This window comes from Kitasatospora sp. NPDC101183, from assembly GCF_044767945.1.
Taxonomy (GTDB): domain Bacteria; phylum Actinomycetota; class Actinomycetes; order Streptomycetales; family Streptomycetaceae; genus Kitasatospora.
In genome coordinates this window covers 301378-327571 of sequence record NZ_JBIWOW010000008.1, presented here as the reverse complement: position 1 = coordinate 327571, position 26194 = coordinate 301378, and the positions used below count along the sequence as shown (strand labels likewise).

The 26194-nt window shown below is 75.0% G+C and carries 21 protein-coding genes; 19 read left to right on the top strand and 2 right to left on the bottom strand.

The window, feature by feature from the left end:
* Positions 1–33: 33 nt before the first annotated feature.
* Both ACIRRS_RS14020 and ACIRRS_RS14015 read right to left on the bottom strand, forming a co-directional pair.
* The gene (locus ACIRRS_RS14020; RefSeq protein WP_402969585.1) at positions 34–708 is read right to left on the bottom strand and encodes a TetR/AcrR family transcriptional regulator; all 675 of its coding nucleotides are present in this window, start codon (positions 706–708) and stop codon (positions 34–36) included.
* Positions 709–804: 96 nt separating this feature from the next.
* On the bottom strand, positions 805–4635 hold the full coding sequence (locus ACIRRS_RS14015) for a type I polyketide synthase (RefSeq protein WP_402969582.1): 3831 nt from the start codon (positions 4633–4635) through the stop codon (positions 805–807).
* Between the two features lie 286 nt (positions 4636–4921).
* On the opposite strand from ACIRRS_RS14015, the gene ACIRRS_RS14010 reads away from it, so the two are divergent.
* The 19 genes from ACIRRS_RS14010 (at position 4922) to ACIRRS_RS13920 (ending at position 26165) form a co-directional block, all read left to right on the top strand.
* Entirely contained in the window at positions 4922–5737 is an 816-nt protein-coding gene (locus tag ACIRRS_RS14010) for an alpha/beta fold hydrolase (protein WP_402969579.1), read from the top strand.
* A gap of 114 nt (positions 5738–5851) precedes the next feature.
* Positions 5852–6679, top strand: coding sequence for an oxidoreductase (locus tag ACIRRS_RS14005; protein WP_402969576.1), 828 nt, complete (start codon positions 5852–5854; stop codon positions 6677–6679).
* A 30-nt stretch (positions 6680–6709) separates the two neighbouring features.
* Positions 6710–7957, top strand: a complete 1248-nt coding sequence (locus ACIRRS_RS14000; RefSeq protein ID WP_402969573.1) for an MFS transporter — start codon at positions 6710–6712, stop codon at positions 7955–7957.
* Between the two features lie 130 nt (positions 7958–8087).
* Positions 8088–8555 (top strand): TIGR03618 family F420-dependent PPOX class oxidoreductase, encoded by a 468-nt coding sequence (locus tag ACIRRS_RS13995; RefSeq protein ID WP_402969570.1) that lies wholly within the window; start codon positions 8088–8090, stop codon positions 8553–8555.
* Between the two features lie 34 nt (positions 8556–8589).
* A complete protein-coding gene (locus ACIRRS_RS13990; RefSeq protein WP_402969567.1) occupies positions 8590–9735 on the top strand; it encodes an FAD-dependent monooxygenase in 1146 nt (381 codons plus the stop codon).
* A 28-nt stretch (positions 9736–9763) separates the two neighbouring features.
* A complete protein-coding gene (locus tag ACIRRS_RS13985; protein ID WP_402969564.1) occupies positions 9764–10825 on the top strand; it encodes a phenazine biosynthesis protein in 1062 nt (353 codons plus the stop codon).
* On the top strand, positions 10826–12178 hold the full coding sequence (locus tag ACIRRS_RS13980) for an aldehyde dehydrogenase family protein (RefSeq protein WP_402969562.1): 1353 nt from the start codon (positions 10826–10828) through the stop codon (positions 12176–12178).
* A 45-nt stretch (positions 12179–12223) separates the two neighbouring features.
* Entirely contained in the window at positions 12224–13408 is a 1185-nt protein-coding gene (locus ACIRRS_RS13975) for an acyltransferase family protein (RefSeq protein WP_402969559.1), read from the top strand.
* Positions 13409–13542: 134 nt separating this feature from the next.
* A complete protein-coding gene (locus ACIRRS_RS13970) occupies positions 13543–14061 on the top strand; it encodes a hypothetical protein (RefSeq protein WP_402969557.1) in 519 nt (172 codons plus the stop codon).
* A 58-nt stretch (positions 14062–14119) separates the two neighbouring features.
* Positions 14120–15352, top strand: a complete 1233-nt coding sequence (locus tag ACIRRS_RS13965) for a 3-deoxy-7-phosphoheptulonate synthase (protein ID WP_402969554.1) — start codon at positions 14120–14122, stop codon at positions 15350–15352.
* Positions 15353–15481: 129 nt separating this feature from the next.
* A complete protein-coding gene (locus ACIRRS_RS13960; protein WP_402969551.1) occupies positions 15482–16015 on the top strand; it encodes a hypothetical protein in 534 nt (177 codons plus the stop codon).
* Entirely contained in the window at positions 15999–17696 is a 1698-nt protein-coding gene (locus ACIRRS_RS13955) for a GH3 auxin-responsive promoter family protein (RefSeq protein WP_402969548.1), read from the top strand. The genes ACIRRS_RS13960 and ACIRRS_RS13955 overlap by 17 nt, the downstream gene beginning before the upstream one ends.
* Positions 17697–17731: 35 nt before the next feature.
* Positions 17732–18589, top strand: coding sequence for a class I SAM-dependent methyltransferase (locus ACIRRS_RS13950; RefSeq protein ID WP_402969545.1), 858 nt, complete (start codon positions 17732–17734; stop codon positions 18587–18589).
* Between the two features lies 1 nt (position 18590).
* Positions 18591–20021 carry an NAD(P)/FAD-dependent oxidoreductase gene (locus ACIRRS_RS13945; protein WP_402969542.1) on the top strand — a complete coding sequence of 477 codons (1431 nt, stop codon included), beginning with the start codon at positions 18591–18593 and terminating at the stop codon, positions 20019–20021.
* Positions 20018–21172 (top strand): hypothetical protein, encoded by a 1155-nt coding sequence (locus ACIRRS_RS13940; protein WP_402969539.1) that lies wholly within the window; start codon positions 20018–20020, stop codon positions 21170–21172. The genes ACIRRS_RS13945 and ACIRRS_RS13940 overlap by 4 nt, the downstream gene beginning before the upstream one ends.
* Positions 21169–21963 carry a DUF6182 family protein gene (locus ACIRRS_RS13935; RefSeq protein WP_402969536.1) on the top strand — a complete coding sequence of 265 codons (795 nt, stop codon included), beginning with the start codon at positions 21169–21171 and terminating at the stop codon, positions 21961–21963. Before ACIRRS_RS13940 ends, ACIRRS_RS13935 begins: the two co-directional genes overlap by 4 nt.
* Positions 21956–22639, top strand: a complete 684-nt coding sequence (locus ACIRRS_RS13930; protein WP_402969533.1) for a LysR substrate-binding domain-containing protein — start codon at positions 21956–21958, stop codon at positions 22637–22639. The genes ACIRRS_RS13935 and ACIRRS_RS13930 overlap by 8 nt, the downstream gene beginning before the upstream one ends.
* Positions 22636–23457, top strand: a complete 822-nt coding sequence (locus ACIRRS_RS13925) for an alpha/beta fold hydrolase (protein WP_402969530.1) — start codon at positions 22636–22638, stop codon at positions 23455–23457. The genes ACIRRS_RS13930 and ACIRRS_RS13925 overlap by 4 nt, the downstream gene beginning before the upstream one ends.
* Entirely contained in the window at positions 23451–26165 is a 2715-nt protein-coding gene (locus ACIRRS_RS13920; RefSeq protein ID WP_402969527.1) for an AMP-binding protein, read from the top strand. The genes ACIRRS_RS13925 and ACIRRS_RS13920 overlap by 7 nt, the downstream gene beginning before the upstream one ends.
* The last annotated feature ends 29 nt before the right edge of the window (positions 26166–26194 follow it).

Here is a 26194-nt window from a genome sequence, read left to right as displayed (position 1 = left end):
CCCTGAGGGCCGTCAAGTGGCGGGCGATGAGGCCTACTTCGCGTCGTCGGCGACTAGGCCTTCGATGACGAGGCCTTCGGTGGCGAGGCCGTCCGCGACGATGCTGGGCAGCAGGAAGTCCACGGTGCGCTGCAGCTCCGTGGCCAGGTCCTCGCCCTTGAGGTCCCCCCGGCACCACCGGAAGAGCGCCCCCAGGTAGGCGTCCCGGAGCAGGTGCCCCACCCGTACGGGATCGACGCCCTCCCTGATCCGGCCCTCCGCCATGCCGGCCCGGATCACGTCGGCGAACACCTCGGCCGTGCGCGGCTGTTCGGTGATGGGCAGGCCCGCCCGCACCCACGAGGTGAGCATGACCCGGTTGAACTCCGGCTCCTCCTCCTGGTTGATCTCGACGAGCGCCGTCATGCACCGCCCGAGGGCGAGGCACAGGTCGTCGTGTGCGGGCGTGACCTGCCGCATCTTCTCCTCGAATCGCGTCTGGCGCTGACTGCTCCAGGTCGTGACGAGCTCTTCCTTGTGCTGGAAGTGGTTGAAGAACGTGCCCCGCGCGACGTCCGCGCGCTCCGTGATGTCGTCGACCTTCGTCTGCTCGAAGCCCTTCTCGGCGAAGAGGCTCAGGGCGGCGGAGAAGATGCGTTCCCGCATCCGCTGCTTGTTGCGTTCGCGGCGGCCCGTGACGGCGGGAGCAACCGGGGGTTCAGCAGACATGCGCTCTCCAACGACGTGTTGCGTGGCCCGTACGGCGGGGCCTGGCTCTCGTCTGCGAAGTTATACCAGAAGTTAACTTTGATGCGTAGTACTCATTTACACCTTGGTCGATGCAACCAGCTGACCGAGACTCTCCCGGCCGAGCAGGCGGCCCACGGGCAGGTCGATGCCCAGGGCGTTGCGTATGCGCTGACGCAGCCTGACGGCCGTGATGGAGTCCAGGCCCAACTCCCGCAACGGGCGGCGGCGGTCGATGCGTTCGGGCGTCATGCCGAGGAGGGCCGCCGCGTGGGTCAGGACGGCCGTCTCGCGGTCGGCGCAGGGCCCGGGGGCGGGGACGGTCACGGACTCCGGCGCGACGACCCCAGAGGGCCCCTCGGGGGCATCCGCCGAATCCGCCGAATCCACCACCGTCTCCACCGCCCGTGGCATGCCCGTCAGTTGGAGCAGCTGGACCCCGCGCAGCTCCGCCAGGACGCGCTCGCCGTCGTCCGCGTGGATCACGACGTCCGCCCGCAGCACGGTGTCCCCGGGGCCCGCCGCGCCCTCCGCCGCCGGGCGGAGCACGGCCGAGCTCCACACCGGGCTCGACAGGTCGGCCGTGTCCCCGTGCACCGTCACGGAGTCGATGCCGACGGGCAGGTAGGTGTGCCCCGCGCCGTCCGACGCGCTGCGGGGCAGCACCGCCAGCAGCGGCTGCAGCGGGATCTCCCAGGCCGCCGGGTGCCCGGGCGCGGGCACCCGCATCCGCGCCACGGCGCGGCCGCCGCGCCGCCAGAGGCGGACCACGCCCGCGAGTTCGCGGGGGACCTCGTAGCCGTACGCCCGGAGCTGCTCGTAGAAGTCCGGGGCCGGCAGGTACTCGGTGCACTGGGCGAGCAGGTCGTCCAGATCCTCGACCGCGCCGTCGTCGGCCTCCGGCGGGGAGGAGGTGAGGCGGGCCGTCAGGCAGGTCCGGGGCGGTTCGCCGCCGGGCCCGGACGGGACGACCTCGACGGTGGCGAGGTGGTCGGAGCCCTCGGGCCGTAGCCGGACCCTGAGGGAGGCCCCGCACGCCTGGCGGCGGTCGACCAGCTCCCCGGTCAGGACGACGTCCTCCAGACGGTGCCGCCCGCCGAGTTCGGAGCGCGCCGCGCCCAGCACGGCGTCCACGTACAGCATCGGCGGCACGACGGCCGTGCCCCGGTAGGAGACCCCCAACGCCTCGATGTCCAGGGGCCGTTCGTAGGTGTAGCCGGTGGCCGTCGAGGCGGCCGCCGGCGCCTCCCGCAGGTGCTCGTCGTCCCAGGGGTAGCGGGGCAGCGGCAGGGGGCGGGCCGAGGCCCCGAACCAGCGGGAGAAGTCGACGGCGGCGCCCGCGGCGTGCAGGCGCCCGGCCGCGCGGGCGAGTTCGACGGCCTCGTCCTCCGTACGGCGCAGGGAGGCGACGGCCGGGTACGGGGCGCCGAGCGCCTCCATCGTCTCCTCCACGGCCGAGGTCAGCAGCGGGTGCGGGCCGACCTCCAGGAAGACGCTCTCCTCCTGCTTCGCCACCAGCGCCACGGCGGTCGCGAACCGCACCGGGCGGCGCAGGTTGTCCATCCAGTACCCGGCGTCCAGGGCCGCCCCGGGGACGGCCTCGGCGCGCACGGTGGAGAAGAGCGGCAGCGCGGCCCCGCGCGGCTCGATGTCGGCCAGGGCGGTGAGGAGTTCGGGCCGCAGCGGGTCCATGTCGGGCGAGTGGGAGGCCACGGCGACCTTGACGAAACGGGCCAGCCGGCCGCGCTCCGCCAGGCGTTCGGCGAGGCCGGCGAGGAGGTCCCCGTCCCCCGCGAGGACGGTGGAGTGCGGGGAGTTCTCCACCGCCACGCACAGCGCCTCGGGGTGGCGGGCGGCGGCGGCCTCCGCCTCGTCCGGGGAGAGGTCGGTGGCCAGCATCCTTCCCCGGCCGCCGAGTTGGCGCATCAGCCGGCTGCGGCGGCAGATCACGGCGGCCGCGTCGCCCAGCGACAGGGCTCCGGCGACCACGGCGGCGGCCGTCTCGCCCATGCTGTGGCCGACGCAGGCGGAGGGGGCGACGCCGAGGTCCTGCCAGAGGGCGGCCAGCGACACCTCCATCGCCCACAGGGCCGGCTGGACGATGTCGATCGCGGTGGGGAACTCCGCCTGCTGGGAGCGGAGCAACTCGACGACGGACCAGCCGAGTTCGGCGCTGATCGCGGCGTCGCACTCGGCCATGCGGGCGCGGAAGGCGGGGAAGGCGTCGAGCAGCCGTCGGCCCATGCCCGGCCACTGCGCGCCCTGCCCGGGGAACACGAAAACCGTCTGCCGCGGCGCGCCGAAGCCGGCCTCGCCCAGGCCGCCGTCGGCGATCTCCTCGCCGGCCGCCAGCGCCTCCAGCCGGTCGGCGACCTCCTCGTGGTCGCGGCCGATCACCCAGATCCGGTACGGGTGGTGGTCACGGCGCAGCGCGGCCGCCGCGCACAGCTCGCGCAGCGGCTCCCGGTGGCCCGCGCCGCCGGGCCGCAGGTAGCGGGCCCAGGCCGTGGCGAGCCGCTCCAGGGAGTGCTGCGAGCGGGCGCCGATCACCAGCAGCGCCGGGCGGCCGTCCGCCGCCTCCGCCCTGGCGGTGGCGGGCTCCGGTGAGCAACACCGCACCACCACATGGGCGTTGGTGCCCGAGAGGCCGAAGGAGCTGACGCCGAGGTACGCGCCGTGGCGGTCGTCGAGCGGCTCGTTGGCGGTGACGACGCGGACGGGGAACGCCGGGTCGGCGAGCAGCGGGTGCGGGGTGGCCAGGTGCAGCGAGGCGGGGATCAGGCCGTGGTGGGCGATCAGGACGGTCTTGATCAGGCCCGCCATCCCGGCGGCGGCCTCGGCGTGGCCGATGTTGCTCTTCACCGAGCCCGTCGGCAGGGGCCGGTCCGGGCCGCGCTCCGGGCCCAACGCCGCGGCCAGCGCGGACAGTTCCACCGCGTCCCCGACGGCGGTGCCGGTGCCGTGCGCCTCCACGTAGCCGAGGTCGGCCGGGGTGATCCCGGCGCTGCGGCAGGCCTCGCGGAGCATCTCGGTCTGGCCCGGGACGGAGGGCTTGACCAGCAGCCCGCTGCCCCGGCCGTCGTTGTTCACCGCGCTGCCGGCGATCACCGCGAGGACGCGGTCGCCGTCGCGCCGGGCGTCCGCGAGCCGCTTGAGCAGCACGACGCCGACGCCGTCGCTGCGCACGAACCCGGAGGCGTCGGCGTCGCCGAAGGCGCAGCGCCCCTCCGGGGAGAGCATGCCCGCCTGCGAGTAGGCGATGGAGTCCCGGGGCGAGAGGACGACGTTGACGCCCCCGGCGACGGCGAGGTCGCTCTCCCCGGTGAGCAGGCTCTGCCGGGCCGTGTGCACGGCCACCAGGGAGGAGGAGCAGGCGGTGTCCAGCGAGAGGCTGGGGCCGCGCAGGTCCAGGGCGTACGAGACGCGGCCGGAGGCCATCGCCCGTAACTGGCTGCCGATGGTGCGGCGGATGTCCTGCTCGGCCAACTGCCGGTGCTCGTCACCGTATTCGGCCGTCGCCTGGCCGATGAAGACGCCGGTGCGGCTGCCCGCCAGGGCGGAGGGGCGGATGCCCGCGTCCTCCAGCGCCTCCCACACGACCTGGAGCAGGACGCGGTGCTGCGGGTCGATGGCGCGGGCCTCGGCGGGCGAGATGCCGAAGAAGCCGGGGTCGAAGGCGAAGGGGTCGGCGATGAACCCGCCTCTGGCCGACACCGACTTGCCCGGGGTCGCCGGATCGGGGCTGTGGTACGCGGCCGCGTCGTAGCGGTCGCCCGGGATCGCAGTGACGCTGTCGGCGTTGCCGACCAGGTGCTCCCAGAACTCGTCGGCGTTCGAGGCGCCGGGGAACCTGCACCCCAGGCCGATGACGGCGATCGATCGGTCGGACGCTACTTCGGACTGATCCATGTGGCGTACCTGCCTTCATGTGCGAGCGAAGCATCGGGCTGCGAATCGATAGTCGTCCAATCATTGACGCAAGGTCAAGGTTGGACTGACTCCGCCTACTTGAATCGATGGACACCGACTCGCCCCACCTGCACCGAAGGACCCTTCGACGCGCGGGCACGCCCTCCCGGGCATGGCTCAGAACGCGCGCTTACTTGGCTTGCAGTTAAAAGTGATACTTGCATCCAACCTCGACTCATGGTCCCATCTTGTCCGGTAGTTGACGAATCTCAAGGAGGCACTCGACATGCCGAGTACGGGGTTACGGATCAACGGTGGGGATGCCGACGTCGCGTACGGCATCGAGGGCAGCGGCCCGGCCCTCGTCCTGGTGCACGGCACCGGGACCGGCGGGGACGCGTGGGCAGCCCAGGTCGAGGCGCTGAAGGACAGGTTCACCGTCCTCACCCCGGACCTCTCCGGCTCCGGCGCGACGGTGGACCACGGCGGGCCGCTCACCCTCGACGACCTGGTGGCCGAGGTGCTGGCGGTGGCCGACCACGCCGGCCTGGACGCCTTCCACCTCGCCGGGCACTCCCTCGGCGCCGTGGTGGCGCTGCGCCTCGCGGCCGAGCACCCCGAGCGCGTGCGCTCGGTCGTCTCGCACGCCGGCTGGGCCCACACCGACGAGCGGATGACCACCGACTTCCGCTACTGCCTCGATCTCCTGCGCACCGACGCGGAGTTCGGCACCTCGCTCGTCCCGCAGATGTTCCCCCTGGCCACCCTCGGCCCCCGCTACTGGGAGGCCACCGACGCGGCCTCCCACGAGAAGCTCGTCCAGCAGATCGCGCAGAACGGACAGCCCGGCACCGCCCGGCAGTTCGAGGTCGGCCTGACCGTCGACATCCGCCCCCTGCTCGGCCGGATCACCGCGCCGGCCCTCGTCTTCGCCAGCACCCACGACCGCGTCTGCGGGGCGAACCAGCAGGCGCTGCTGCGCGAGGGCGTCCCCGGCGCCTCCTACGCCGAGATCGACGCCGGCCACAACGCGCTCGGGGAGGACCCGGACGGGTTCGCCGCGGTGCTCGGCTCGTTCCTCGACCGGCACACCGGCGCCTGAGCACGGCGGCGCCCGGGTGCACCGGGCGTCCGGACATGCCTGGCACCTGAGCGCTCCGCCCCCGAACCCCGGCCTCCCCGGCCGTCGCAACACACCGAAAGTTGGAGGAAGTTCATGTCCGTTTGGCTGATCACCGGCAGCTCCCGCGGCCTCGGCCTGCACATCGCCCGGGAGGCCCTGGCCCAGGGGCACCAGCTGGTCGCCACCGCGCGCGACGCGGAGACCGTGCGCGCCGCGCTCGGCGAGGACGCCGGTGAGGTGCTGATCCTGCCGCTCGACGTCACCGACGAGCGGCAGGCGCGGGAGGTGGCCCAGGCCGCCGTCGAGCGCTTCGGCCGGATCGACGTCCTGGTCAACAACGCCGGCCGCGGCCTGCTCGGCGCCGTCGAGGAGGCGTCCTCGGAGGAGGCGCGCGCCGTCTTCGACATCAACGTCTTCGGCCTGCTCTCCGTGACCCGGGCGGTGCTGCCGCACCTGCGCCGCCAGCGCTCCGGCCACATCCTCAACATCAGCTCCGTCGGCGGCTTCACCGCCGGTTCGGGCTGGGGCATCTACAACAGCACCAAGTTCGCCGTCGAGGGCCTCAGCGAGGCGCTGCGCTCCGAGCTCGGCCCGCTCGGCGTCCACGTGACGATCGTCGAGCCCGGGGTCTTCCGCACCGACTTCCTGGACGAGTCCTCGCTGCACCGCACCGCCGCCTCGATCGAGGACTACGCGCCGACCGTCGGCAAGACCCGCGAGTGGGCGCTGGACACCAACCACCAGCAGCCCGGCGACCCGGTCAAGGCCGCCCGCGCCATCGTCGCCATGACGGCGGCGCAGGAGCCCCCGATGCGCCTGCCGCTCGGCGCCGACTGCGTGGCGCGCATCGAGACCAAGCTCGAGGGCGTCGCCAAGGAGGTCGACGCCTGGCGGGAGATCGCCGTGGACACCGCCATCTGACCGACCGTCTCTCGTTAGAGGAGGACTCCGATGAGCTCGGTGAGTTCGGCCGGGCGGGTGGACCCACGGGTCTGGCTGCTCGCTCTGGGAACATTCGCAACCGGTACCGACCTGTTCATCGTCGCGGGGCTGCTGCCCGCGGTGGGACGGGACCTGCACCTCTCGACGGCGCTCGCCGGCCAGACCTCCACCGCGTTCGCCGCCACGTACGCGGTGGGGGCGCCGATCCTGGCGGGGCTCACCGCCAGGTTCCGGCGCAAGCCGCTGCTCATCGGGGTCATGCTGGTCTTCGGACTCGGCAACCTCCTGTCGGCCGTCTCGGCCGACTTCACCGTGCTGCTGATCAGCCGGGTGATCACCGGCGCGGGCGCCGCCCTGTACTCGGCCAACGCCTCCGCCGTCGCCGCGCGCATCAGCCCGCCCGAGGTGCGCGGCCGGGCGCTGGCCATCGTCTACGCGGGGATGACCAGCGCCATCGCCTTCGGCGTGCCGATCGGCAACTGGATCGGCGAACTCGCCTCCTGGCGCTGGGCGTTCGGTCTGGTCGCCGTCCTCGCGGCGGTGACGGTGATCGGCATCCAGTTCTTCCTGCCGGACGTGCCGACCGGCCCCGGGGCGACGGTGCGGGAGCGGATGGCCAGCATCCGCATCCCGCAGGCGCCCACGCACCTGCTGGTGACGGCCGCGTGGACGGCCGGCACGTTCACCGTCTACACCTATCTCGGCTCCATCCTGGAGCAGGTCACGGATCTGACGACGGGTCAGCAGTCTTGGGTCCTGCTGATGTTCGGCGTCGGCAGCTTCGGCGGGGTCTTCGTCGGCGGACGGCTGGCCGACCGGTTCGGCTCCGTCGTCGGCCTCACCCTCACCATCAGCGCGCTCGGCGTCTGGCTGCTCGTGCTCACCCCGGCGATCCGCTGGCCGCTGGCCGCGGCGGTGGCCGTCGGAGTGTGGGGCCTGGTGCACTGGCCGAGCTTCCCGCTGCTGCTGCACCGGGCGCTGGGCATCGGCGGGGACCGCGGCGACATGCTCCTCGCGCTCAACAACAGCGCCGTCTACGTGGGGCAGATGGCCGCGGCGGCGGTCGGCGGGCTGCTGGCCAACGCGGGCATGCTCCGCTGGAACCCGCTGGCCGGCGCCGGATTCGAGCTGCTCGCCGGGATCGCCCTGGCCGTCAGCGTGGGCGCCGCCCGCCGGGGGCTCAGGCGCCCGGCACCGGCGGCGGCCCCGGCCGCCCCGCAGGCCGAGGAGGCGTCCAGCCCCGCGCTGCGCGGCTGAGGCCCGCCCGCACCCGTACTGCCCGTACTGCCCGCACCGCCCGCACCGCCGTAGCGCCCGTACCGCCGCGCCACCGAACGAAGGAACGCCCGCCCGGACGAACGCACCCACCCCGACGGAAGGACACGGCATGCCCGCTCACCAGGAGATGGAGGTCGAGGCAGGCCCTCGCCTCTCCCCCGCCGTCCGCGCCCTCGCGGACGGGCCCAACTTCGGCGCCCTGACCACCCTGATGCGCGACGGGACCCCGCAGACCCAGATCGTGTGGGTCTCCACCATCGGCGATCACCTCGCCCTCAACAGCGAGGTCGCCCGGCAGAAGGTGCGCAACCTGCGCCGCGACCCGCGCGCCACCGTCACCATCTGGCAGCACGACGACCCGCTGAACTTCGCCGAGGTGCGCGGCCGGGTGGTCGAGGAGGTCCTCGGCGACCGCGCCCGCGCGCACATCGACGAGCTGTCCCGGAAGTACCTGGGCGGCCCCTTCCCCGACGAGTTCATCGCCTCGGACCGCGTGCTGCTCCTGGTCGCGCCCGACCGCCAGCTCGTCCGCGACCACGCGCGCTGGGCGGCGGGACTGCCCCAGCAGCAGCGCTGACCCGTAACCGTCCACCCTTGCGTGAGGAGTCACAGTGAAACGCCGCATCCTGATCATCGGCGGGGGCATCGGAGGTCTGGCCGCCGGAGCCGCGCTCGGACAGCAGGGCGTCGACACCACCGTCGTCGAGATCCAGTCGGAGAACCTCGTCGCTGGCGTCGGCATCAACATCCCCGGGAACGCGCTGCGGGCCCTGAAGCAGCTCGGTCTGCTCGACGAGGTCCTCGGCCACGGATTCACCTTCGACCGCGTCGACTTCCACGACTCATCCTCCCGGCTGCTGCTCGCGCTGCGCTCGAAGCTGGGTATCGAGGGCGTGCCCGCCAACTGCGCCATCCAGCGCCGGGACCTGGCCCGCATCCTGGAGAAGGCCTGCGTGGACGTGGGCACCTCGATCCGCTACGGCACCTCGGTGGACACCATGCGGACCACCCCGGACGGCGGGGTCGAGGCCGTCCTCACCGACGGGAGCGCCGAGCGCTACGACCTCGTCGTCGCCTTCGACGGCATCCGCTCCTCCTTCCGCAGGCGCGCCCTCGGCGTCGAACCCCGGTTCACCGGCTACTCGGTGTGGCGGGTGGCCCTCGAACGGCACCCGGACGTCACCCGCAACATGTACTTCCAGGGCATGGGCACCAAGGCGGGGCTCTTCCCGCTCAACACGGATGTCATGTACCTGCTGCACGTGACGCCGGAGCCCGGCAACCCGCGCCACGAGCGGGCGCTGTTCCACGACCACCTCACCGAGCGGCTCTCCGGCTACACCGGCCTGATCGGCGAGCTGCGCGACCGCATCCGGCCCGGGTCCGACATCGTCTACGCCCCGATCGAGGAGGTCCTCCTCCCGCTGCCCTGGCACCACGAGGGCCTGCTGCTGCTCGGGGACGCCGCCCACGCCATGGCGCCGCACCGCACCCAGGGCGCGGCCATGGCCATCGAGGACGCCGCCGTGCTCGGCGAGGTCCTCGGCCGCGAGGGCGAACTCCCGGCCCTGCTCCCCGAGTTCCAGGAGCGCCGCTTCCCCCGCGCCAAGATCGCCCAGGACGCCTCCCGCAACATCCTGCTCTCCGAGATGGACACCGCCGACCGGGCCCGCCTCGACCGGCAGACCGACTTCATCCGCAACGGCCTGGAGGCGGTGTCCCACCAGGTGGACGACGCGCTCAACCTGCCGTTCTGACGCCGCACCGCACCGAAGGGACGAACGCGTGACCACCACCCCCGCCCGACCCGACTTCGACGCCCACGTCCGCGCCCTGGCGGCCTGGCACTTCGACGACCGCACCGGCTCGCCGTTCTGGCTCGCCCGCCGCGACTGCCTGGGCTTCGACCCGCGCACCGACATCACCGGCGCGGCCGACCTGCTGCGCTTCCCCGACGTCAGCCGCGACCTGCGCACCACCCCGGCCGCCGACCTGATACCCCGCGGGGCCGCCCCCGGACAGGTCTTCCACGTCTACGAGTCCGGCGGCACCACCGGCGCCCCCAAGCGGATCGTCGACGGCGCCTACCGCACCCGCCTCGGCGCCTGGACCAGGGCGCGGCTGACCGCCCACGGCGTGCCCGAGACCGGCGACTGGCTGCACCTGGGCCCCACGGGCCCGCACGTGGTCGCCTTCGACACCTCCCGCTACGCCGAGCCCGCCGGCCTCTGCCACACCGTCGACCTCGACCCGCGCTGGGTCAAGCGCCTGCTCGGCGCCGGCCGGCAGCAGGAGGCCGACGCCTACATCGACCACCTCCTCGACCAGGCCGGCGAGATCCTGCTGACCCAGCCCGTGCGCGTGCTGAACACCACGCCCCCGCTGATCGAGGCGATCTGCGCCCGCCCCGACCTGTACGAGCTGGTGTCCACCCGCGTCGAGGCGATCGTCTGGGCCGGCACCTCCTTCAGCCCGGAGAGCCTGCGCGTCGTCCAGGAGGACTTCTTCCCCGACGTCCGCCTCGTCGGGATCTACGGCAACAGCCTGATGGGCGTGGCCCCCCAGCGCGTCCCGACGCCCGAGGACGCGTACGCCTGCGTCTTCGAGCCCTTCGCCGAGACCACCCGCCTCGACCTCGTGGACGAGCAGGGGCGGCAGGTCGCCTACGGCGAGCGCGGGCGGGTGCGGCTGCACCTGGTCAGCGAGGAGATGTTCCTGCCCAACGTGCTGGAGCGGGACACCGCCGTACGCGTCCGGCCGCTCGTCGAGGGCGGCCCCGACGGGCTCGCGGAGGTGGCCAGCGTGGCGACCTTCGAGGACGCCGACGTCGTCGAGGGGGTGTACTGAGTGCTCGTCGTCGACCCCCTCGTCGCCGGGAAGGCCCGGCCGAGCGCCGACCGCGCCCTCCTCACGGACGTGCACGGAGATCCGCTCGCCGACGTCGGCCTCGCGCCCCGGCTCGCCGCCCAGGCCGCCGTCGACCGGCTGCGCCGTACGGCCGACGGCGCGGCGCCCGAGCCCGAGGTGTTCCGCATCGCGGCGCAGCTGTTCGCCACGGCCGAGCTGGACGGCGAGGGCCCCGGGGAGTACGTGCGCCGCACGGTGCGCGGCACCGGGCTCGCCTCCACCACCGTCCGCCGGGCGCTGGAGGACCTGGCCACCGAGATCGGGGACCTGCCCGCCACCGCCGCCGCGGAGCTGCCCGCCGGGCGGCTGCGGCCGACCCACCGCGTCCACCGGGCGCCGGCGGGCCGGGTGTTCGCGGCCGTCATGGCCAGCAACCACCCGCTGCCGCACACCTCCTGGGTGCAGCCGCTGTTCCACGGCTACAGCGTGGCCGTGCGGCCCGGCAGCCGCGACCCGTTCACCCCGCGCCGCCTGGTCGCCGCGCTGCTCGCCGCCGGGCTGCCCCCGGAGAAGCTGGCCGTCCTGCCCAGCCCGCACGCCGTCGGCACGTTCCTGCTGGGCGCCGCCGACCGCGGCATCGTCTACGGCAGCGAGCAGGCCGTGGCCGCCTGGACCGACCACGCCCGGATCGCCCCGCGCGGCCCCGGGCGCTCCCGGGCCCTGCTCGACCTGCCCCTGAGCGACGGCCTCCTGGACCACCTGGCCGTCGGCGCCGCCTTCGACGGCGGCACCCGCTGCACCAACCTGTCGGCCGTCCTGACCAGCAACGACGTCCACGAGACGGCGGCCGGGCTCGCCGACCGGCTGGCCCGCGTCCCGGTGCGGCCGGCCGCCGACCCGGAGGCCGTGCTGCTCGTCGTCGGCCGCGACCGGGCCGAGGCGCTGCGGCGGCAGATGGCCAAGCTGGCCACCGAACTCACCGACCACAGCAGCCCGTTGTACGGCGGGGACTTCCTCGTCGACCTCGGCGACGGCTCCTTCCTGCCGCGCCCGATGGTGTTCGCCGCCGACCGCGCGGACCACCCGGCCGTCGGCACCGAACTGGGCTTCCCGTTCGTCGTGGTCGCCCCCTGGAGCCCGGCCGACGGCATGGCCCCGCTGCGGCCCTCGCTGGTGCTCAACCTGCTGACCGACAACGCCGCGATCACCGGGCAGGCGCTGCTCGACCCGTCCGTCCGGAAGATCACCGACGGCGCCGTCCTCCCCTGGGACCTCGTGCCGGGCATGCCGCACGACGGCAACTACACCGGGTTCCTGCTGGACGCCAAGGGCGTCGTCACCCCGGCCGGCTGAACCGGCCGCCACCCCGCTCACCCACCCCCGTCGGGAGTCCCAACCATGTCCGAACCGACCAGGACGACCGTGCCCGCGTCCGCGCGCTTCGCACGGCTCCCCTCGCTCACCGGCATGCGGTTCTTCGCCGCGTTCCTGGTGTTCATGTTCCACTCCACCCTGCCGCCGTACACGCCGTTCACCGGCGACACCGCCACCGCCGTCACCCACGCCGTCAGCAAGGCGGGCTGGCTGGGCGTCGGGTTCTTCTTCGTGCTCAGCGGGTTCGTGCTGACCTGGTCGGCGCGCCCGGGCGACAAGCCGCTCCAGTTCTGGCGGCGGCGGTTCGTCAAGGTCTACCCCAACCACGTGGTGACCTTCGTCGCGGCGCTGCTGCTGTTCGCCTGGGCCAGGACCACCTGGGAGCGGGGGCTGCCCAACCTCCTGCTGCTGCACACCTGGATCCCGGACGCGAAGACGTTCCAGAGCGTCAACCCGCCGAGCTGGTCGCTGTCCGTCGAGGCCGTCTTCTACCTGTGCTTCCCGCTGCTGCACCGGCTGATCCAGCGCATCCGGCCCGAGCGGCTCTGGTTCTGGGTGGGCGTGCTGGCCCTCGCCGTGGTCGCCGTCCCGGCGGTCGCGTACGCGGCCCTGCCGGGCTCCCCGACGATGCCGCTGAAGTTCGACGCCTCGGTGTGGCAGTACTGGTTCGTCTGGCAGCTGCCGCCGTTCCGCATCCTGGAGTTCGCGATCGGCATCCTGATGGCGCGGATCGTCATGACCGGCCGCTGGATCAACCTGCCGGTCACCCCGGCGCTGGCGCTGGTCGCCGTCGCGTACGTGGCCGAGATGCGGGTGCCGTGGCTGTACGCGATGAGCGCCGTGACGATCGTCCCGGTCGCGCTGCTGATCTCCGCGATGGCCGCGAGCGACATCGCGGGGAAGCGCTCGATCCTGCGCAACCGGGTCTGCGTCTGGCTCGGCGAGGTCTCCTTCGCCTTCTACCTCGTGCACGACATCACCGTGCACGTCTTCGTCGACGACTACGGGCTCAGCGCGACGCACAGCGCGCCCGTCGGGGCCGCGATCCTGGCCTCGGAGGTGCTGATCAGCGTCTTCTTCTCGTGGCTGCTGTACATCGGCGTGGAACGGCCGCTGATGAAGCGCTTCGGGCGCACCCGGCCCGCGCTGCCGAGCAGCGCGGCCACCGAGCCCGAGCACCGGCCCGCCGGAGCCGTCCCCGCGCACTGACACCGCGTGTCACCCCAGCCGGGGTGGTCGCGCCACGCCCCCGGCGTGGCCACCCCTCCCTCGTACGGGCGCGATCGCAGGATGTTCCCTCCCCGCACCACCCCGCACACCGAGGACAGCCCAGGAGACCGATGATGACCCCGCTCAAGCTCGAGTCGAAGCCCGACGTCCACGCCAGCACCCGGATGCTGCTGGCCGGCGACGGCTCCACCACCCTGCTGCTGCAGGCCCTGACCGGGCACGACCTGTCGATCCGGGTCGACGCCCAGGGCGACACCCCGGCGGACCGGCTCCCCGTCGGCATCCGCTCCGCGCTCGGACTCGCCGACACCGCCGTCGTCCTGGAGCGCCGCTCCTGCCTGGTGACCCCCGAGCAGGAGGTGGTCAGCATCAACCGGGTCGTGTTCGACGACACCGCCCGCAGCCGGATGGGCGAGCCCGACCCGGTCACCCCCATCGGCCTGCAGCTGCGCGGCCGGCAGGTGCACCAGCACCGCGAACAGCTGTCCACCGGGGTCATGCGCTGGCGGGACAGCCTCACCGAGCGGTGGGTGGACTCCGCCTTCAAGGAGTACGTCATCCACTACGCCGCCGGCGGACGCGCCTACGTGCACGAGCAGTTCAACCCGCACATGGTCCAGCTCGCGAACTAGCCGCCGTACTCCCGGCGAAGCCCAGCAACGCCCAGCGAAGTCCAGCGAAGGAAGCCCCATGTCCCAGGCCCTCGCCGCCGCCGAGGCGGCGTCCCGCACCCCGCACTCCCACGCCGGAGACCAGACCGGCTGGCGCTTCTACCGGGCGGGCCAGCAGCCCTCCTGGTCGGACCCGGCCCGCAGGGACGAGGTCTGCGCCGACCTCGCCGGCCGGCCCGTCCTCGCCCGGCTGCCCGACCTGCTCCGGCTGCGCGGCGAACTCGCCTGCGTCGCGGCCGGCGACGGCCTCGTGCTCCAGGCCGGCGACTGCGCGGAGAGCTTCGCGGAGTGCACGCCCGAGCACACGGCCCACAAGGAGCGGGCCCTCACCCGCCTCGGCGACGCCCTCGCCGTCACCACCGGCCTCCCGGCCGTACGGATCGGCAGACTGGCGGGCCAGTTCGCCAAGCCCCGGTCTGCGCCCACCGAGGACGTGGACGGCCGCCCGCTGCCCGTCTTCCGGGGCCACATCGTCAACTCCGAACTGCCGGACGCCGGTTCGCGCCGCCACGACCCGGACCGGATGCTGCGCGCCTACCGGGCCGCCCGGACGGTGGCCGAGTCGCTCACCCGGCCGCAGGGCCCCAACCGGGCGCTCGGGCAGCGCACCTGGATCAGCCACGAGGCCCTGGTGATGGACTACGAGGCCGCCCTGGTGCGGTTCGACGAGTCCACCGGCGGCTGGTTCCTGGGCTCCACCCACCTCCCGTGGATCGGGGAGCGCACCCGGCACAGCGAGGGCGCGCACGTGCGGCTGCTGGCGGACGTCCTGAACCCGGTCGCCTGCAAGGTGAGCGGCACCGCGTCCGCACGGGACCTGCTCGACGTGGTCGAACGCCTCGACCCCGCGCGCGAGCCCGGCCGCCTGACCCTGATCGCCCGCTTCGGCAAGGACAAGGTGCGCGCCCAACTGCCCGCCCTGGCCCAGGCGGTGAAGAACGCCGGCCACCCCGTCGTCTGGCTCTGCGACCCGATGCACGGCAACACGTACAAGGCCGCGAACGGGCTCAAGACCCGGCGCCTGGACGACGTCGTCGACGAGATCCGGGGCTTCGTCACCGCGCTGCAGAGCGTCGGGGTGCGGCCCGGCGGCCTGCACCTGGAGACCGCCGCCGTCGACGTCACCGAGTGCGTGGGCGCCGACGTGCCGGACGAGGAGGCCCTGACGGCGCGCTACACCAGCCTCTGCGACCCCCGGCTCAACCCCGTCCAGGCGGCCCTGGCCGTCGACTCCTTCGTGTCGGCCCTCTAGAGGAGGCCTCCCATCGACGCCGACCCCGGGCACCCGCCCTTCTGCGTACTCCTCGGCCCCGACTACGCGGGCAAGTCCTCGGCGCTCGACCGCCTCGCCGCGGCCGAGCCCCGGTGGCAGGTCCTGTCCGTGGACGACGCCCGGCTCGCCCCCGAGCACGCCCTGATCGGGCGGCTGCGCCGCAACGTCGTCAAGGACGTTGCGCCGCACCGGAGTTCGTTCTCCCCGGAGTTCCTCACCACGCTCGTGCAGACCGCCGTCGTGCACCTGCGCGACGAACTGCTGCGCGCCGACGCCGGCGCCCCCGTCGTCGTCGACTCCTACTACTACAAGCTGCTGGCCAAGTGCCGCCTCGCCGGGGCCGGCCGCAGCCCGCTGCTCGACTGGTGGCGCACCTTCCCCCGGCCGAGCCGGGTGGTCTACCTGGACGCGCCGCCCGAGGCGACCTGGCGGCGCTGCCGGGAGGGCGCCGACCTCAACGTCCTGGAGCACTACGGCCCGAGGCCCGACTGGGACGGCTTCCGGCGGTACCAGGGCGACCTGGCCAAGGTCATGCGGGACGAGGTCCACGGCCTGCCCGTGACCGTCGTCGAGGGAGCCGTCGGCCCGGAGGCCGCCGCCGAGGCGGTACGGGAGGTGCTCGTCCGTGAGTTCCGCCGATGACTGGTCCGACCCCGACCGCCTGCGGCGCTACCGCGAGCGCGTCCTCGCCGAACGGCGGGCGCTGCGGGCCGCGTTCGCCGACGCACAGGGGGCGCAGCGGCGGGTGCTGGCCGACCTGCTGGCGTTCAACTCCGGTACGGAGTACGGCAGGCGGCACGGCTTCGCCCGCATCCGCACCCTCGACGAGTACCGCCGGGCCGTCCCCGTGCAGACCTACGCCGACCTGGAGCCCTGGATCGAGCGGGCGGCGGCCGGGGAGCCCGGCGTCCTGACGGCCGACCGCCCGGCGGTGTTCTTCACCAGCAGCGGCAGCACCGGCGCCCCCAAGAAGATCCCGGTCACCCCCCGGTTCGTCCGCACCACCTTCCTGCCCTTCTACCTCGCCGCCTGGGCGCCGCTGATCGAGGACTTCCCGGGCGTCCTGGGCGCGCCCGACGCCGTCCTGAACCTCAAGCACGACCCGGTCGCGGCCCCGCCCACCACGGCCTCCGGGCGCCCCCATCTCGGCGCCAGCCAGGTCGACTTCGGGGCCGCCTTCGGGGAGCCGCTGTCCGCGGAGCCCGGCACCGGCGCGCCCTGGGCGACGCTCCCCGTGCCCGTGGAGGCGGGCGACCACGCGGAGAAGACGTACCTGCGGCTGCGCCTGGCGGTGGAGAGCGACCTGCGCTGCGTCATCGGCATCAACCCGGCGATGGTCGCCGCCCTGCCGTACCAGCTCAACCTGTGGTGGCCCCGGATCGTCAAGGAGGTCCGCGACGGCACGCTCGGCGGGCTGCCGCACCGCGACCCGAACCCCGGGCGGGCGGCCGAGCTGGTGCGCCTGGCCCACCGGCACGGGACGGTGCTGCCGCGCCACGTCTGGCCGCGGATGCGGGCGCTGTTCTGCTGGACCAGCGGGCCGGCCTCGCTCTACCTGCCGCGCCTGTGCGAGGAGTTCGGGCGCGGAGTGGCCGCCCTGCCCGCGCCGGTGGCGGCCTCGGAGGGCCCGGTGGGCGTCGCCCTGGACCGGCACCCGAGCGCCGGGAGCCTGGTCGTGAACGCCGCCGTGTACGAGTTCGCCGACGCCGACCAGGACCTCGGCCCCGACACCGCGACCCTGCGGCCCGAGGAGCTGGAGGCGGGGCGCGACTACCACGTGGTGTTCAGCCACGTCGGCGGGCTGTACCGCTACGCGGGCGGCGACGTGGTCCGCGTCGTCGACCGGCAGGGCGGCGTCCCCCGCGTGGAGTACGCCGGCCGGGCGGGCCGCTCCGACCACGCGGGCGAGCGGCTGCGCGACGCCCAGGTGGTCAGGGCGCTGCGGGCCGCGCTGGGGGCCGCCGGCCTCGGCGTGCGGGGCGTCTCCTGCCGGGTCTCCCCACAGCCCTTCTCCCGTTACGAGTTCGCCCTCTCCCCCGTCCGCCCGTGGAGCCCGGGTGAGGCCGAGCGCCTCACCGCCCTGCTCGACGAGGGCCTCGGCCGCGAGTCGCCCGGCTACCGCACCGCCCGCGCCAGGGGCCGGCTCGCCGCGCCGACGCTCCTCCTCCTGGACCCCGACGCCTTCCAGCGCGACTGGCAGGCCCGGGTGGAAGGCGGCGTGCGGCCCACCCAGGTCAAGGACCGGCTGTTCCGGCAGGCGCCCCAGGACTGGGCCCGGCTGACCGGACAGGCCCCCGAACGGCCCGGCACGGCAACCCCCTGACGCCGGCCGGAGCACCCACCAACCGGAGGACCGACATGAGCACCCCCCTGGACGCCGTCGAACGCACCGCGCTCCTCACCGCCGCCCTGCGCGCCGCCGAGACGAGGCGCGCCGACCGGCTGTACGAGGACCCGCACGCCGCCGGCCTCGCCGGCGAGATCGGCCCCGACCTGCTCGCCGAGGTGCGCCTCGCCACCTTCCCCCCGGGCCGCGAGCGCACCCTGCCGAGCACCCCCGACTACAACGCCATCCGCACCCGGTTCTTCGACGACCTCCTCCAGGAGGCGGCCGCCGACCCGGGCACCACCCAGATCGTGCTGGCCCCGGCCGGCATGGACTCCCGCGCCTACCGCCTGGACTGGCCCGAGCGCGTCCGCTGGTTCGAGGTGGACCGGCCGGCCGTCCTCGCGTACAAGGCCGAGCGGCTCGGGGCGGCCCGGCCGCGCGCCGACCACCGCCGCGTCGCCGTGGACCTCACCGCGCCCGACTGGGAGGCCCGGCTGGAGGCGGCGGGGTACGACCCGGCCGTCCCGTCCACCTGGCTGCTCGAAGGGCTCCTCTACTACGTCCCCGAGGCCGACGCCCACCGCGTCCTGGAGCGGGTGGCCGCCGTCTCGGCCCCGGGCAGCCGGATCGCCGCCGACCTCGTCAACGCGGCCGCCCTGACCCTGCCGCACATGCGCGGCCTGCTCGACGTCTTCGCGGGCTGGGGCTGCCCCTGGCTGTTCGGCACGGACGAGCCGGAGGAGCTGTTCGCCCGGTACGGGTTCGACGTGCGCGCCGCCCAACCCGGCGAGCCGGGCGCCGACTTCGGGCGCTGGCCCGATCCGGTGCCCCCGCGCGGCGAGCGCGGGGTGCGGCGCGTGTTCTTCGTCCACGGGCGGCGGCGCTGACATGCCGACCGCAGTGATCGCCGGAGGAAGCGTCGCCGGGCTGGCGAGCGCGCTCGCGCTGGCCGGCGCCGGGTACCGCGTCCTGGTCCTGGAGCGCGCACCGGAGCCGCCCCGGTGGCCGACCACGGACGCCGCCTCCCCGTGGAAGCGCCCGACCGTCCCCCAGGGCCTGCAGTCGCACACGCTCACCTCGCTGGGCGTACGCGTCCTGCGCGAGCGCGCGCCGAAGGTGCTGGCCGCCGCCGAGGCCGCGGGCGCGCCCGTCCTCGACCTCACCCGGGCGGCGCCCGCCGGGGGCGCGATGCAGCCCGGCGACGGCGACCTCGTCGCGCTGGGCTGCCGCCGCTCCACCCTGGAGATCCTGCTGCACCGGGCCGTCCGCGAACTGCCGCAGGCCCTCCTCCGGCACGACACCACCGTGATCGGCCTCGAACTGCGGCCCGGGGACCGGCGCGTGGAGGCCGTGCTCACCGGCACGGGCGAGCGCCTGCCGGCCGACGTGGTGGTGGACGCGACCGGGCGCCGGGCGCTGTCCCGCCGCTGGCTGCACCGCGCCGGGGTCCCGGTCGCGGCCGACCTCACCGCGCCCGCCGGGCTGGTCGGGCACACCCGCTTCTACCGGCTCAAGGGCGCCGGACTGCCCGGGCCGCTCGACCGGGGCCACGGCGTCGGGGACGTCCACGGGCACTACGCGGGCGTGCTGCACCCCGGGGACAGCGGCACCTTCTCCGTCGCCCTGGGCTCCCTCCCGGGGGACGAGGCGCTGCGCGGCCTGAGGACCCGCCCCGGCTTCACGGCGGCCGCCCGGGCCACCCCGGGCCTGGCCGCCTGGCTGGAGCCCGGGGTCTCCTCCCCCGTCTCCCCGGTGCGGGTGATCGCCGCCCCGCCCAACACCCTCCGGGGGGCGGCCGGGCCGGAGCAGGTTCCCGTCCCGGGCCTGTTCCAGGTCGGCGACGCCGCCTGCCTCACCAACCCGCTGTTCGGGCGCGGCATCTCGCTCGCCCTGGAGCACGCCTTCCGGCTCGCCGACCTGCTCGCCGAGCGGCCCTCCATCGACGCCGGGCAGCGCCTGGCGGCCGCGCGGATGACGTACGGGCTGTTCCTGCCCTGGTACGAGCAGGCCGCGGCCTCGGACCGGCTGCGCATCGCCCGCTGGCGGGCCGCCGTGGACGGCGCCGAGGCCACCGTGCCCCTGCCGAGCAGCGGCCTGCCGAGCAGCGAGGAGATCGTGCGCGCGGCCCGGGCCGACGGCACGGTGTGGCGGCGGTTCACGCGGATGCTGATGACCCTGACCACGCCCGCGGAGCTGTTCGCGGACGAGGAGTTCCTCGCCCTGGTCCGGCAGGCCCCCGCCACCCCCGCGGCGGCCCCGCCGCCCGGGCGCGGCGAGCTGGTGCGCCTGGTCGCGGCGGCGGAAGGGGGCCGGGCATGACCGCCCCCGTCGTGGCGGGCCCCCGCCCCCGCCCGGGCGCCGCCGACCGGCCCCGGGTGCTGCTCGCGCCCGTCACCATCACCCCGTCCAAGCCGCTCAGCCCGAGCCACCTCAAGGGGCTGCTGTGGACGGACGTGATGTACCGGGCGACGCTCCCGCTCGCGGAGGTCGCCTACCGCTACAGCCACACCACCTACCACCCGACCGAACAGACCCTGGGCTTCTGGGAGTTCCTCGACCGCACCCGGGGCGCCACCGACGTCACCGGGTTCGGCGAGGAGCGGATCGGCGAGCTGTACACCGCCTTCCGCGCCGCCGACCGCGCCCCCGCGCGGGCGCTGGCCCCGTACGCCGAGGCGGTCGAGCAGGGCTGGGTGCACCCGGTGGCCACCCGCGTCCTGCGGCTGTGGTCCCGGCACTACGCGGCCCTCGGCCTGCACGACCCCGGGCTCCTGCGGCACCAGCCGCCCGGGCTGGGCCTGGACGCCGCCCTCGACCGGCTCGCCGTCCTCGGCATGTGCCTGGACCAGCGCGGCCTCGGCGGCCCCGCCTACCTGGACCTCACCCGCTTCGGGCTGCCCCTGCGCCGCCTGGTCTCCGCCGACGGCCGGCCCAACTACCTGGCCTGCGCGCTGCGCGAACTCGTGCCGCTCGCCCCGGAGTTCGACGAGGTCGTGCTCCTCTACGACGACGAGCTCGACGCCGACTACCAGCTGCTGGAGCGCGTCCTGACGGCGCTCGGCCCCCGGGTGCGGCGCATCTCCGTGGGCCGCGTCCCGATCGAGGGCCGCGTCCACTCCTCCCGGCACGGCGCCTGGCGCGGCCTGCACGCCGGGACGCTCCTCGACACCGCCTCGGCCGGGCACTCCGAGGAGGCCGTACGGCTGGGCACGCGGCTGTACTTCGTCGCCGTGCTCGGGCCCGGCCGGCAGCAGTCGTACCGCGAGGACCTGCTGCTGCAGTGCGTCCGGCGCGCCGCCCGGCTGCTGGACGAGGCCGGGCCGGAGGCGGACGGGGAGGCGCTGCGCCGCGAGCTGGCGCGGCACCGCAAGGACCACGCGTACGTCAACCCGTACCGGCTGACCACCCACCTCCTCGGCAGGCGGCACGCCGCCCCTGCCGCCGACCTGCTGAAGGCGGTGTTCCTGTGACCACGGCCCCCGTCACCCCGACCCCCGTCACCCAGGCCCCCATCACCCCGACCCCCATCACCCAGGACTGCCTGCGCGCCCGGGAGGCGATGCGCATCCGCGCCGCCCGCCCCGACCTCGCCGCCCGGCACGACCTGACCTCGACGGACGGCCTGAGCGCCGCCCGCAGCGCCATCACCGCGGAGGGCGAGGCGGGGAGCCTCGTCGCCGTGGTGCTCAGGAGCTTCGACCTGGCGCGGTGGGTGCGCGACACCTGCGTCTTCGCCCTCGGCGTCGAACCCGCGCGGGCCGCCGAGTGGCGCGCCTCCTTCACCCGCACCGTCTTCCTCGCGGGGGACCCGGAGCGGCTGCGGGAGCGGTTCCGCTTCGCGCACGTCGCCGGGGACGGCTCCGCGGCCTGGACGGCTCCGGGGCCCGCCTCCGGGACGGCGCCGCTGCGGCGGCTGCTGAAGCTGTTCGACGCCTCCGCCGGGCTCCCGGAGCGGCCCGACACCCTCGTCGAGCTGCCGGACGGCCCCCGCCCGCCGGGGCGGCCCCGGGCCCGCCGGGACCTGTACGTGGCCACCGCGGAGTGCACCGTCGCCGAGGCGCTGGTGCACGTCAACCACGTGCTGGCGGAGGCCGTCCTGGACGGGCTGGTCGCGCCCGGCGACCACCTGGTCCTGCACCAGGTACCGCGGATCGTCAGCCCGCCCGCGCGGCTGGCCCACGTACGGGTGACCGCCGAGAAGCACCGCCCCGGACGGCTGAAGGCCGCCGCCGGGCTGACCGAGGAGGCCCGCGTTGCCTGAGCAGAGCCCTGAGCAGAGCCCTGAGCAGAGCCCTGAGCAGAGCCCTGAGCAGACCCCTGACCGCGCAGTCCCGACCGTCCGGTTCGGCTACCACGGCTCCACCGAGGTCCCCGGCCGCATCGTCGAGCTGTCCGGGTTCCCGGAGGCCGCCGTGCGGCTGGTCGAGTACGACATCGCCGACCCCTTCCAGGGCGTGCGCGCGGGCGAACTCGACGTGATGATCGTGAAGTTCGGCATCCGCGAGCCCGACCTCGTCTGCAGCCGGGTGCTCACCGAGGACGCCCGGGCCGTGGTCGTCGGCGCCGGGCACCCGCTCGCCGGGCGGGCGTCCGTCTCGATCGAGGAGCTGGCCGACTACGACGCCTTCGCCCCGCCCGGCCGCTTCCCCGCGTACGTCTGGGACGACGTGGTGCCGCCGCGCACGCCCGCCGGGCGGCCGATCCGGCGCATCACCCGGGTCCGGACCGTGCCGGAGATGATGCGCACCGTCGCCGCCGGGCAGGCCGTCCACATCTCGCTGGTCTCCCTGACCGACCTCGCGCCGCCCGGCATCAGCGTCGTGCCGATCCACGACCTGCCGCCCGCGCCCGTCACCCTCGCCTGGGTGCGCGGCGCCGAAAAGCTGAGCCACGTACGGGAGTTCATCACCACGGCCGAGGCGGAGGCCTCCCGGTGAGCGCCGCCCCGCGCACGCCCGTCGTGCTGCTGCACGCGCTGTCCCTGCACGCCTCGATGTGGCAGGCCCAGGTGCGGGCCCTGCGCGAGCGGGGGCACCGGGTGCTGGCCGTCGACCAGCGGGGCTTCGGCACGGCGCCGCTCGCGCTCGGTGAGGCCCCGCCCCCGCCCTCCCTGGACGTGGTGGCCGAGGACCTGGCCCGCACCCTCGACTCGCAGGGCGTCGGACGGGCGGTGCTCGCCGGGTCGTCCATGGGCGGCTACGCGGCCATGGCCTTCCTGCGCCGCTTCCCCGACCGGGTCGCGGGGCTCGCCCTGCTCTCCGCCCGGGCCACCGCCGACGACCCGGCGGCCGCCGCCCAGCGCCTGCGGTTCGCGGAGCTCGTCCTGGACCCGGCGCACCGGCCGGTGATCGTGGAGCAGGTCACCCCGCTGCTGCTCGGCGACACCACCCGCGCCCGCCGGCCCGAGCTGCTCGCCCGCGTCCTGGCCGACGCCCGGGCGGCCGACCCGGCCGCGCTGGCCTGGGCCCAGCGGGCGATCGCGGCCCGGCAGGACTCCACCGAGGTGCTGCGGGCCGCCCGGGTGCCCGCGCTGGTGATCGCGGGCGAGCAGGACGCGCTGGTCGCCGCGCAGGAGTCGCGACGGCTGGCGGAGCTGCTGCCGCAGGGGCGGCTGCTCACCCTCCCGCAGGCCGGGCACCTCCAGCCGCTGGAGGCCCCCGAGGAGGTCACCCGGGCGCTCGCCGGGCTGCTGGACGAGGTGGACGAGGTGGGCCGCTCCGTGGCGCCCGTCGGGAGCGGGGCCCGGGCATGCTGACCGACGACCACGCGGCCTGGGGGCACACCTCCTCCACCGGCCTCGGCTTCACCCACCACACCATCGTGGACGCGCACTTCCGCGCCTGCGAGGAGCCGTACCTGGCCCTGCTCGCCCGGGCCGGCCTGCGCCCGGGCCAGCACGTGCTCGACGCGGGCTGCGGCCCCGGCGACTTCCTGCTGCACCTCGCCGAACTCGTCGGCCCCGGTGGCCGGATCACCGCCGTCGACCTGGCCGAGGAGAACGCCGCCCTCGCGGCGCAGCGCACGGCCGCCGGGCGGCTGCCCTGCCCCGTCGAGGTCCGCACGGCCGACCTGCTCGCCCTGCCCTTCCCGGACGACAGCTTCGACGCCGCCTGGTGCGCCAACACCGTGCAGTACCTCGACGACGAGGAACTCGGCGCCGCCCTGGCCGAGTTGAGGCGCGTCGTACGCCCCGGCGGCACCGTCGCCGTCAAGGACCTGGACGCCCACCTGATCACCGCCCGGCCCGCCGACCCGTACCTGTTCGCCGACTTCTTCCGCACGGCGGGCGCGAGGCCCGGCTACGCCCGCCAGCTCCTGCGCACCCGCGAGCTGCACCGGCACCTCCGGCTCGCCGGCCTCACCGGCGTCCGCCGGCAGGCCGTGCTGATCGAGCACCACGCCCCGCTGACACCCGCCGCCGCCGGGTTCTACAAGGCCGCCTGCGCCCGACTCGCCTCGCAGGCCCTCTCGTTGGGCCTCGACGACGAGTGGCGGCGGTTCGCCGACCGGGCCGCGCCCGACCACCCGCTGGACGACCCCGACGGATACGTGAGCGAGGGCAACGTCCTCGCCGTCGGCACGGTGCCCGCCGGCACCGGCACCACGAAGGAGCCCGCCGTGACCACGGCACCACCGACCGACCTCTCCGACCTCTCCGCCGCCACCGACGGCCTGACGATCACCGGGCTGCTGCGCCGCAACGCCCGCGACTTCCCCGACCACCCCGCGCTCACCGGAGGCACCGGCCCCGGCGCCGTCACCTGGACGTGGTCCCGGCTGCGCGCCGAGACCGCCGCCCTCGCCCACGGCCTGGCCGGGCTCGGCCTCGCCCGCGGCGAGCGCGTGCTGATCGCGATGTCCAAGCGGCCCGAGCACTGGGCCGCCGACCTCGCCGCGATCCACCTCGGCGCCCTGGCCTGCACCCCGTACGACACCCTGAGCACCGAGCAGCTGCGCTTCATCGCCCGGCACAGCGCCGCCACCGTCGTCCTCCTGGAGGACGAGGAGCAACTGCGGCGCTGGCGGCCCGTGGTGGAGGAGATGGACGGGCTGCGTGCGGTGGTGCTGGTCGACGCCGACGCCGTCCCGGCGGACGAGGCCCTCTACGTCGCGTACGCCGATCTCCTCCGCCAACTCCCCGATGCTCAGGCCTTCGAGGAGCTCACCGACGCCGCGACGCCCGACACGCCCCTGACCGTCGTCTACACCTCGGGCACCACCGGCGACCCCAAGGGCGTGGTGATCTCGCACCGCAACGCCGTCCACGAGTCGCTGATGCAGGGGCGCCTCCTCCCCGTCCCCCCGCACCCGCGCACCGTCGCCCACCTGCCGCTGGCGCACATCGCCGAGCGGGCGCTGGGCATCTACATGCCGGTCGTCACCGCCGGCCACGTCACCCTCTGCGAGGACCCGGCCCAACTGCCGCAGACGCTACGGGCGGTGCGCCCGCACGCCTTCTTCGGCGTGCCCCGGGTGTGGGAGAAGCTGGCCGTCGCCGCCCGCGCGCTGCTCGCGGAGCTGCCGCCCGAACGGGCCGGCGCCGTGGAGCGGGCGCGGGAGACGGCCGTCGAGGTGCACCGGCTGCGCTCCGCCGGCCTCGACGTTCCCGCCGAACTCGCCGCCCGCCGTACGGAGTCGGACGCCCTGCTGCGGCCCGTCCGCGCCGCGCTCGGGCTGGACGAGTGCCACCGCGCCCTGAGCGGCGCCGCGCCGATCCCCACCGCCGTCCTGGAGTTCCTGGCCGGCCTGGGCATCTCCGTGTACGAGGTGTGGGGACTCAGCGAGACCACCGGCGCCGCGACCGTCAGCACCCCGGAGGCCTTCGCGCTGGGCGCCGTCGGCCGGCCCGGGCCCGGCGTGGAGGTGCGCACCGGCGCCGACGGCGAGCTGTTCCTGCGCGGCCCCGTCGTCTGCGCCGGGTACCTGCGCCCCGACGGCGGCCTCGACCCCGCCACCGACGCCGAGGGCTGGCTGCCCACCGGCGACGTGGGCGCCGTGGACGGGCGCGGCCTCGTGACCGTCACCGACCGCAAGAAGGAGCTGATCATCACCAGCGGCGGCAAGAACATCGCCCCGACCGCCATCGAATCCCTGCTGCGCGCCCACCCGTTGATCGCCCAGGCCGTCGCCGTCGGCGACCGCCGCCGCTACGTCACCGCGCTGCTCGTCCTCGACGAGGAGGCGCTGCCGACCTGGGCGCGGGCCAACGGCCTCGACCCGGCGGAGCTGGCCACGGCCACCGCCCGTCCGGTCGACCACCCGGCCGTCCGGGCCGCCGTGGCGCAGGCCGTCGCCGAGGCCAACGCCTCGCTCGCCCGCGTCGAACAGGTCAAGAAGCACCGCCTGCTGCCCGGCCCGTGGACGCCGGAGAGCGGCGAACTCACCCCGAAGCTCAGTCTGCGCCGCTCGGCCGTCGCCGAACTGCACGCGGACGTCATCGAGTCGATGTACGCCGGGGACTGACCGCGAGCACGGCGCCCCCTGTACGCCGG

Coding starts and splice junctions, on each gene's coding strand:
- ACIRRS_RS13940 (WP_402969539.1), top strand. CDS start 20,018: ATGACCGCCCCCGTCGTGGCGGGCCCCCGCCCCCGCCCGGGCGCCGCC.
- ACIRRS_RS13970 (WP_402969557.1), top strand. CDS start 13,543: ATGACCCCGCTCAAGCTCGAGTCGAAGCCCGACGTCCACGCCAGCACC.
- ACIRRS_RS13920 (WP_402969527.1), top strand. CDS start 23,451: ATGCTGACCGACGACCACGCGGCCTGGGGGCACACCTCCTCCACCGGC.
- ACIRRS_RS13975 (WP_402969559.1), top strand. CDS start 12,224: ATGTCCGAACCGACCAGGACGACCGTGCCCGCGTCCGCGCGCTTCGCA.
- ACIRRS_RS13995 (WP_402969570.1), top strand. CDS start 8,088: ATGCCCGCTCACCAGGAGATGGAGGTCGAGGCAGGCCCTCGCCTCTCC.
- ACIRRS_RS14010 (WP_402969579.1), top strand. CDS start 4,922: ATGCCGAGTACGGGGTTACGGATCAACGGTGGGGATGCCGACGTCGCG.
- ACIRRS_RS14015 (WP_402969582.1), bottom strand. CDS start 4,635: ATGGATCAGTCCGAAGTAGCGTCCGACCGATCGATCGCCGTCATCGGC.
- ACIRRS_RS14020 (WP_402969585.1), bottom strand. CDS start 708: ATGTCTGCTGAACCCCCGGTTGCTCCCGCCGTCACGGGCCGCCGCGAA.
- ACIRRS_RS13965 (WP_402969554.1), top strand. CDS start 14,120: ATGTCCCAGGCCCTCGCCGCCGCCGAGGCGGCGTCCCGCACCCCGCAC.
- ACIRRS_RS13950 (WP_402969545.1), top strand. CDS start 17,732: ATGAGCACCCCCCTGGACGCCGTCGAACGCACCGCGCTCCTCACCGCC.
- ACIRRS_RS14005 (WP_402969576.1), top strand. CDS start 5,852: ATGTCCGTTTGGCTGATCACCGGCAGCTCCCGCGGCCTCGGCCTGCAC.
- ACIRRS_RS13945 (WP_402969542.1), top strand. CDS start 18,591: ATGCCGACCGCAGTGATCGCCGGAGGAAGCGTCGCCGGGCTGGCGAGC.
- ACIRRS_RS14000 (WP_402969573.1), top strand. CDS start 6,710: ATGAGCTCGGTGAGTTCGGCCGGGCGGGTGGACCCACGGGTCTGGCTG.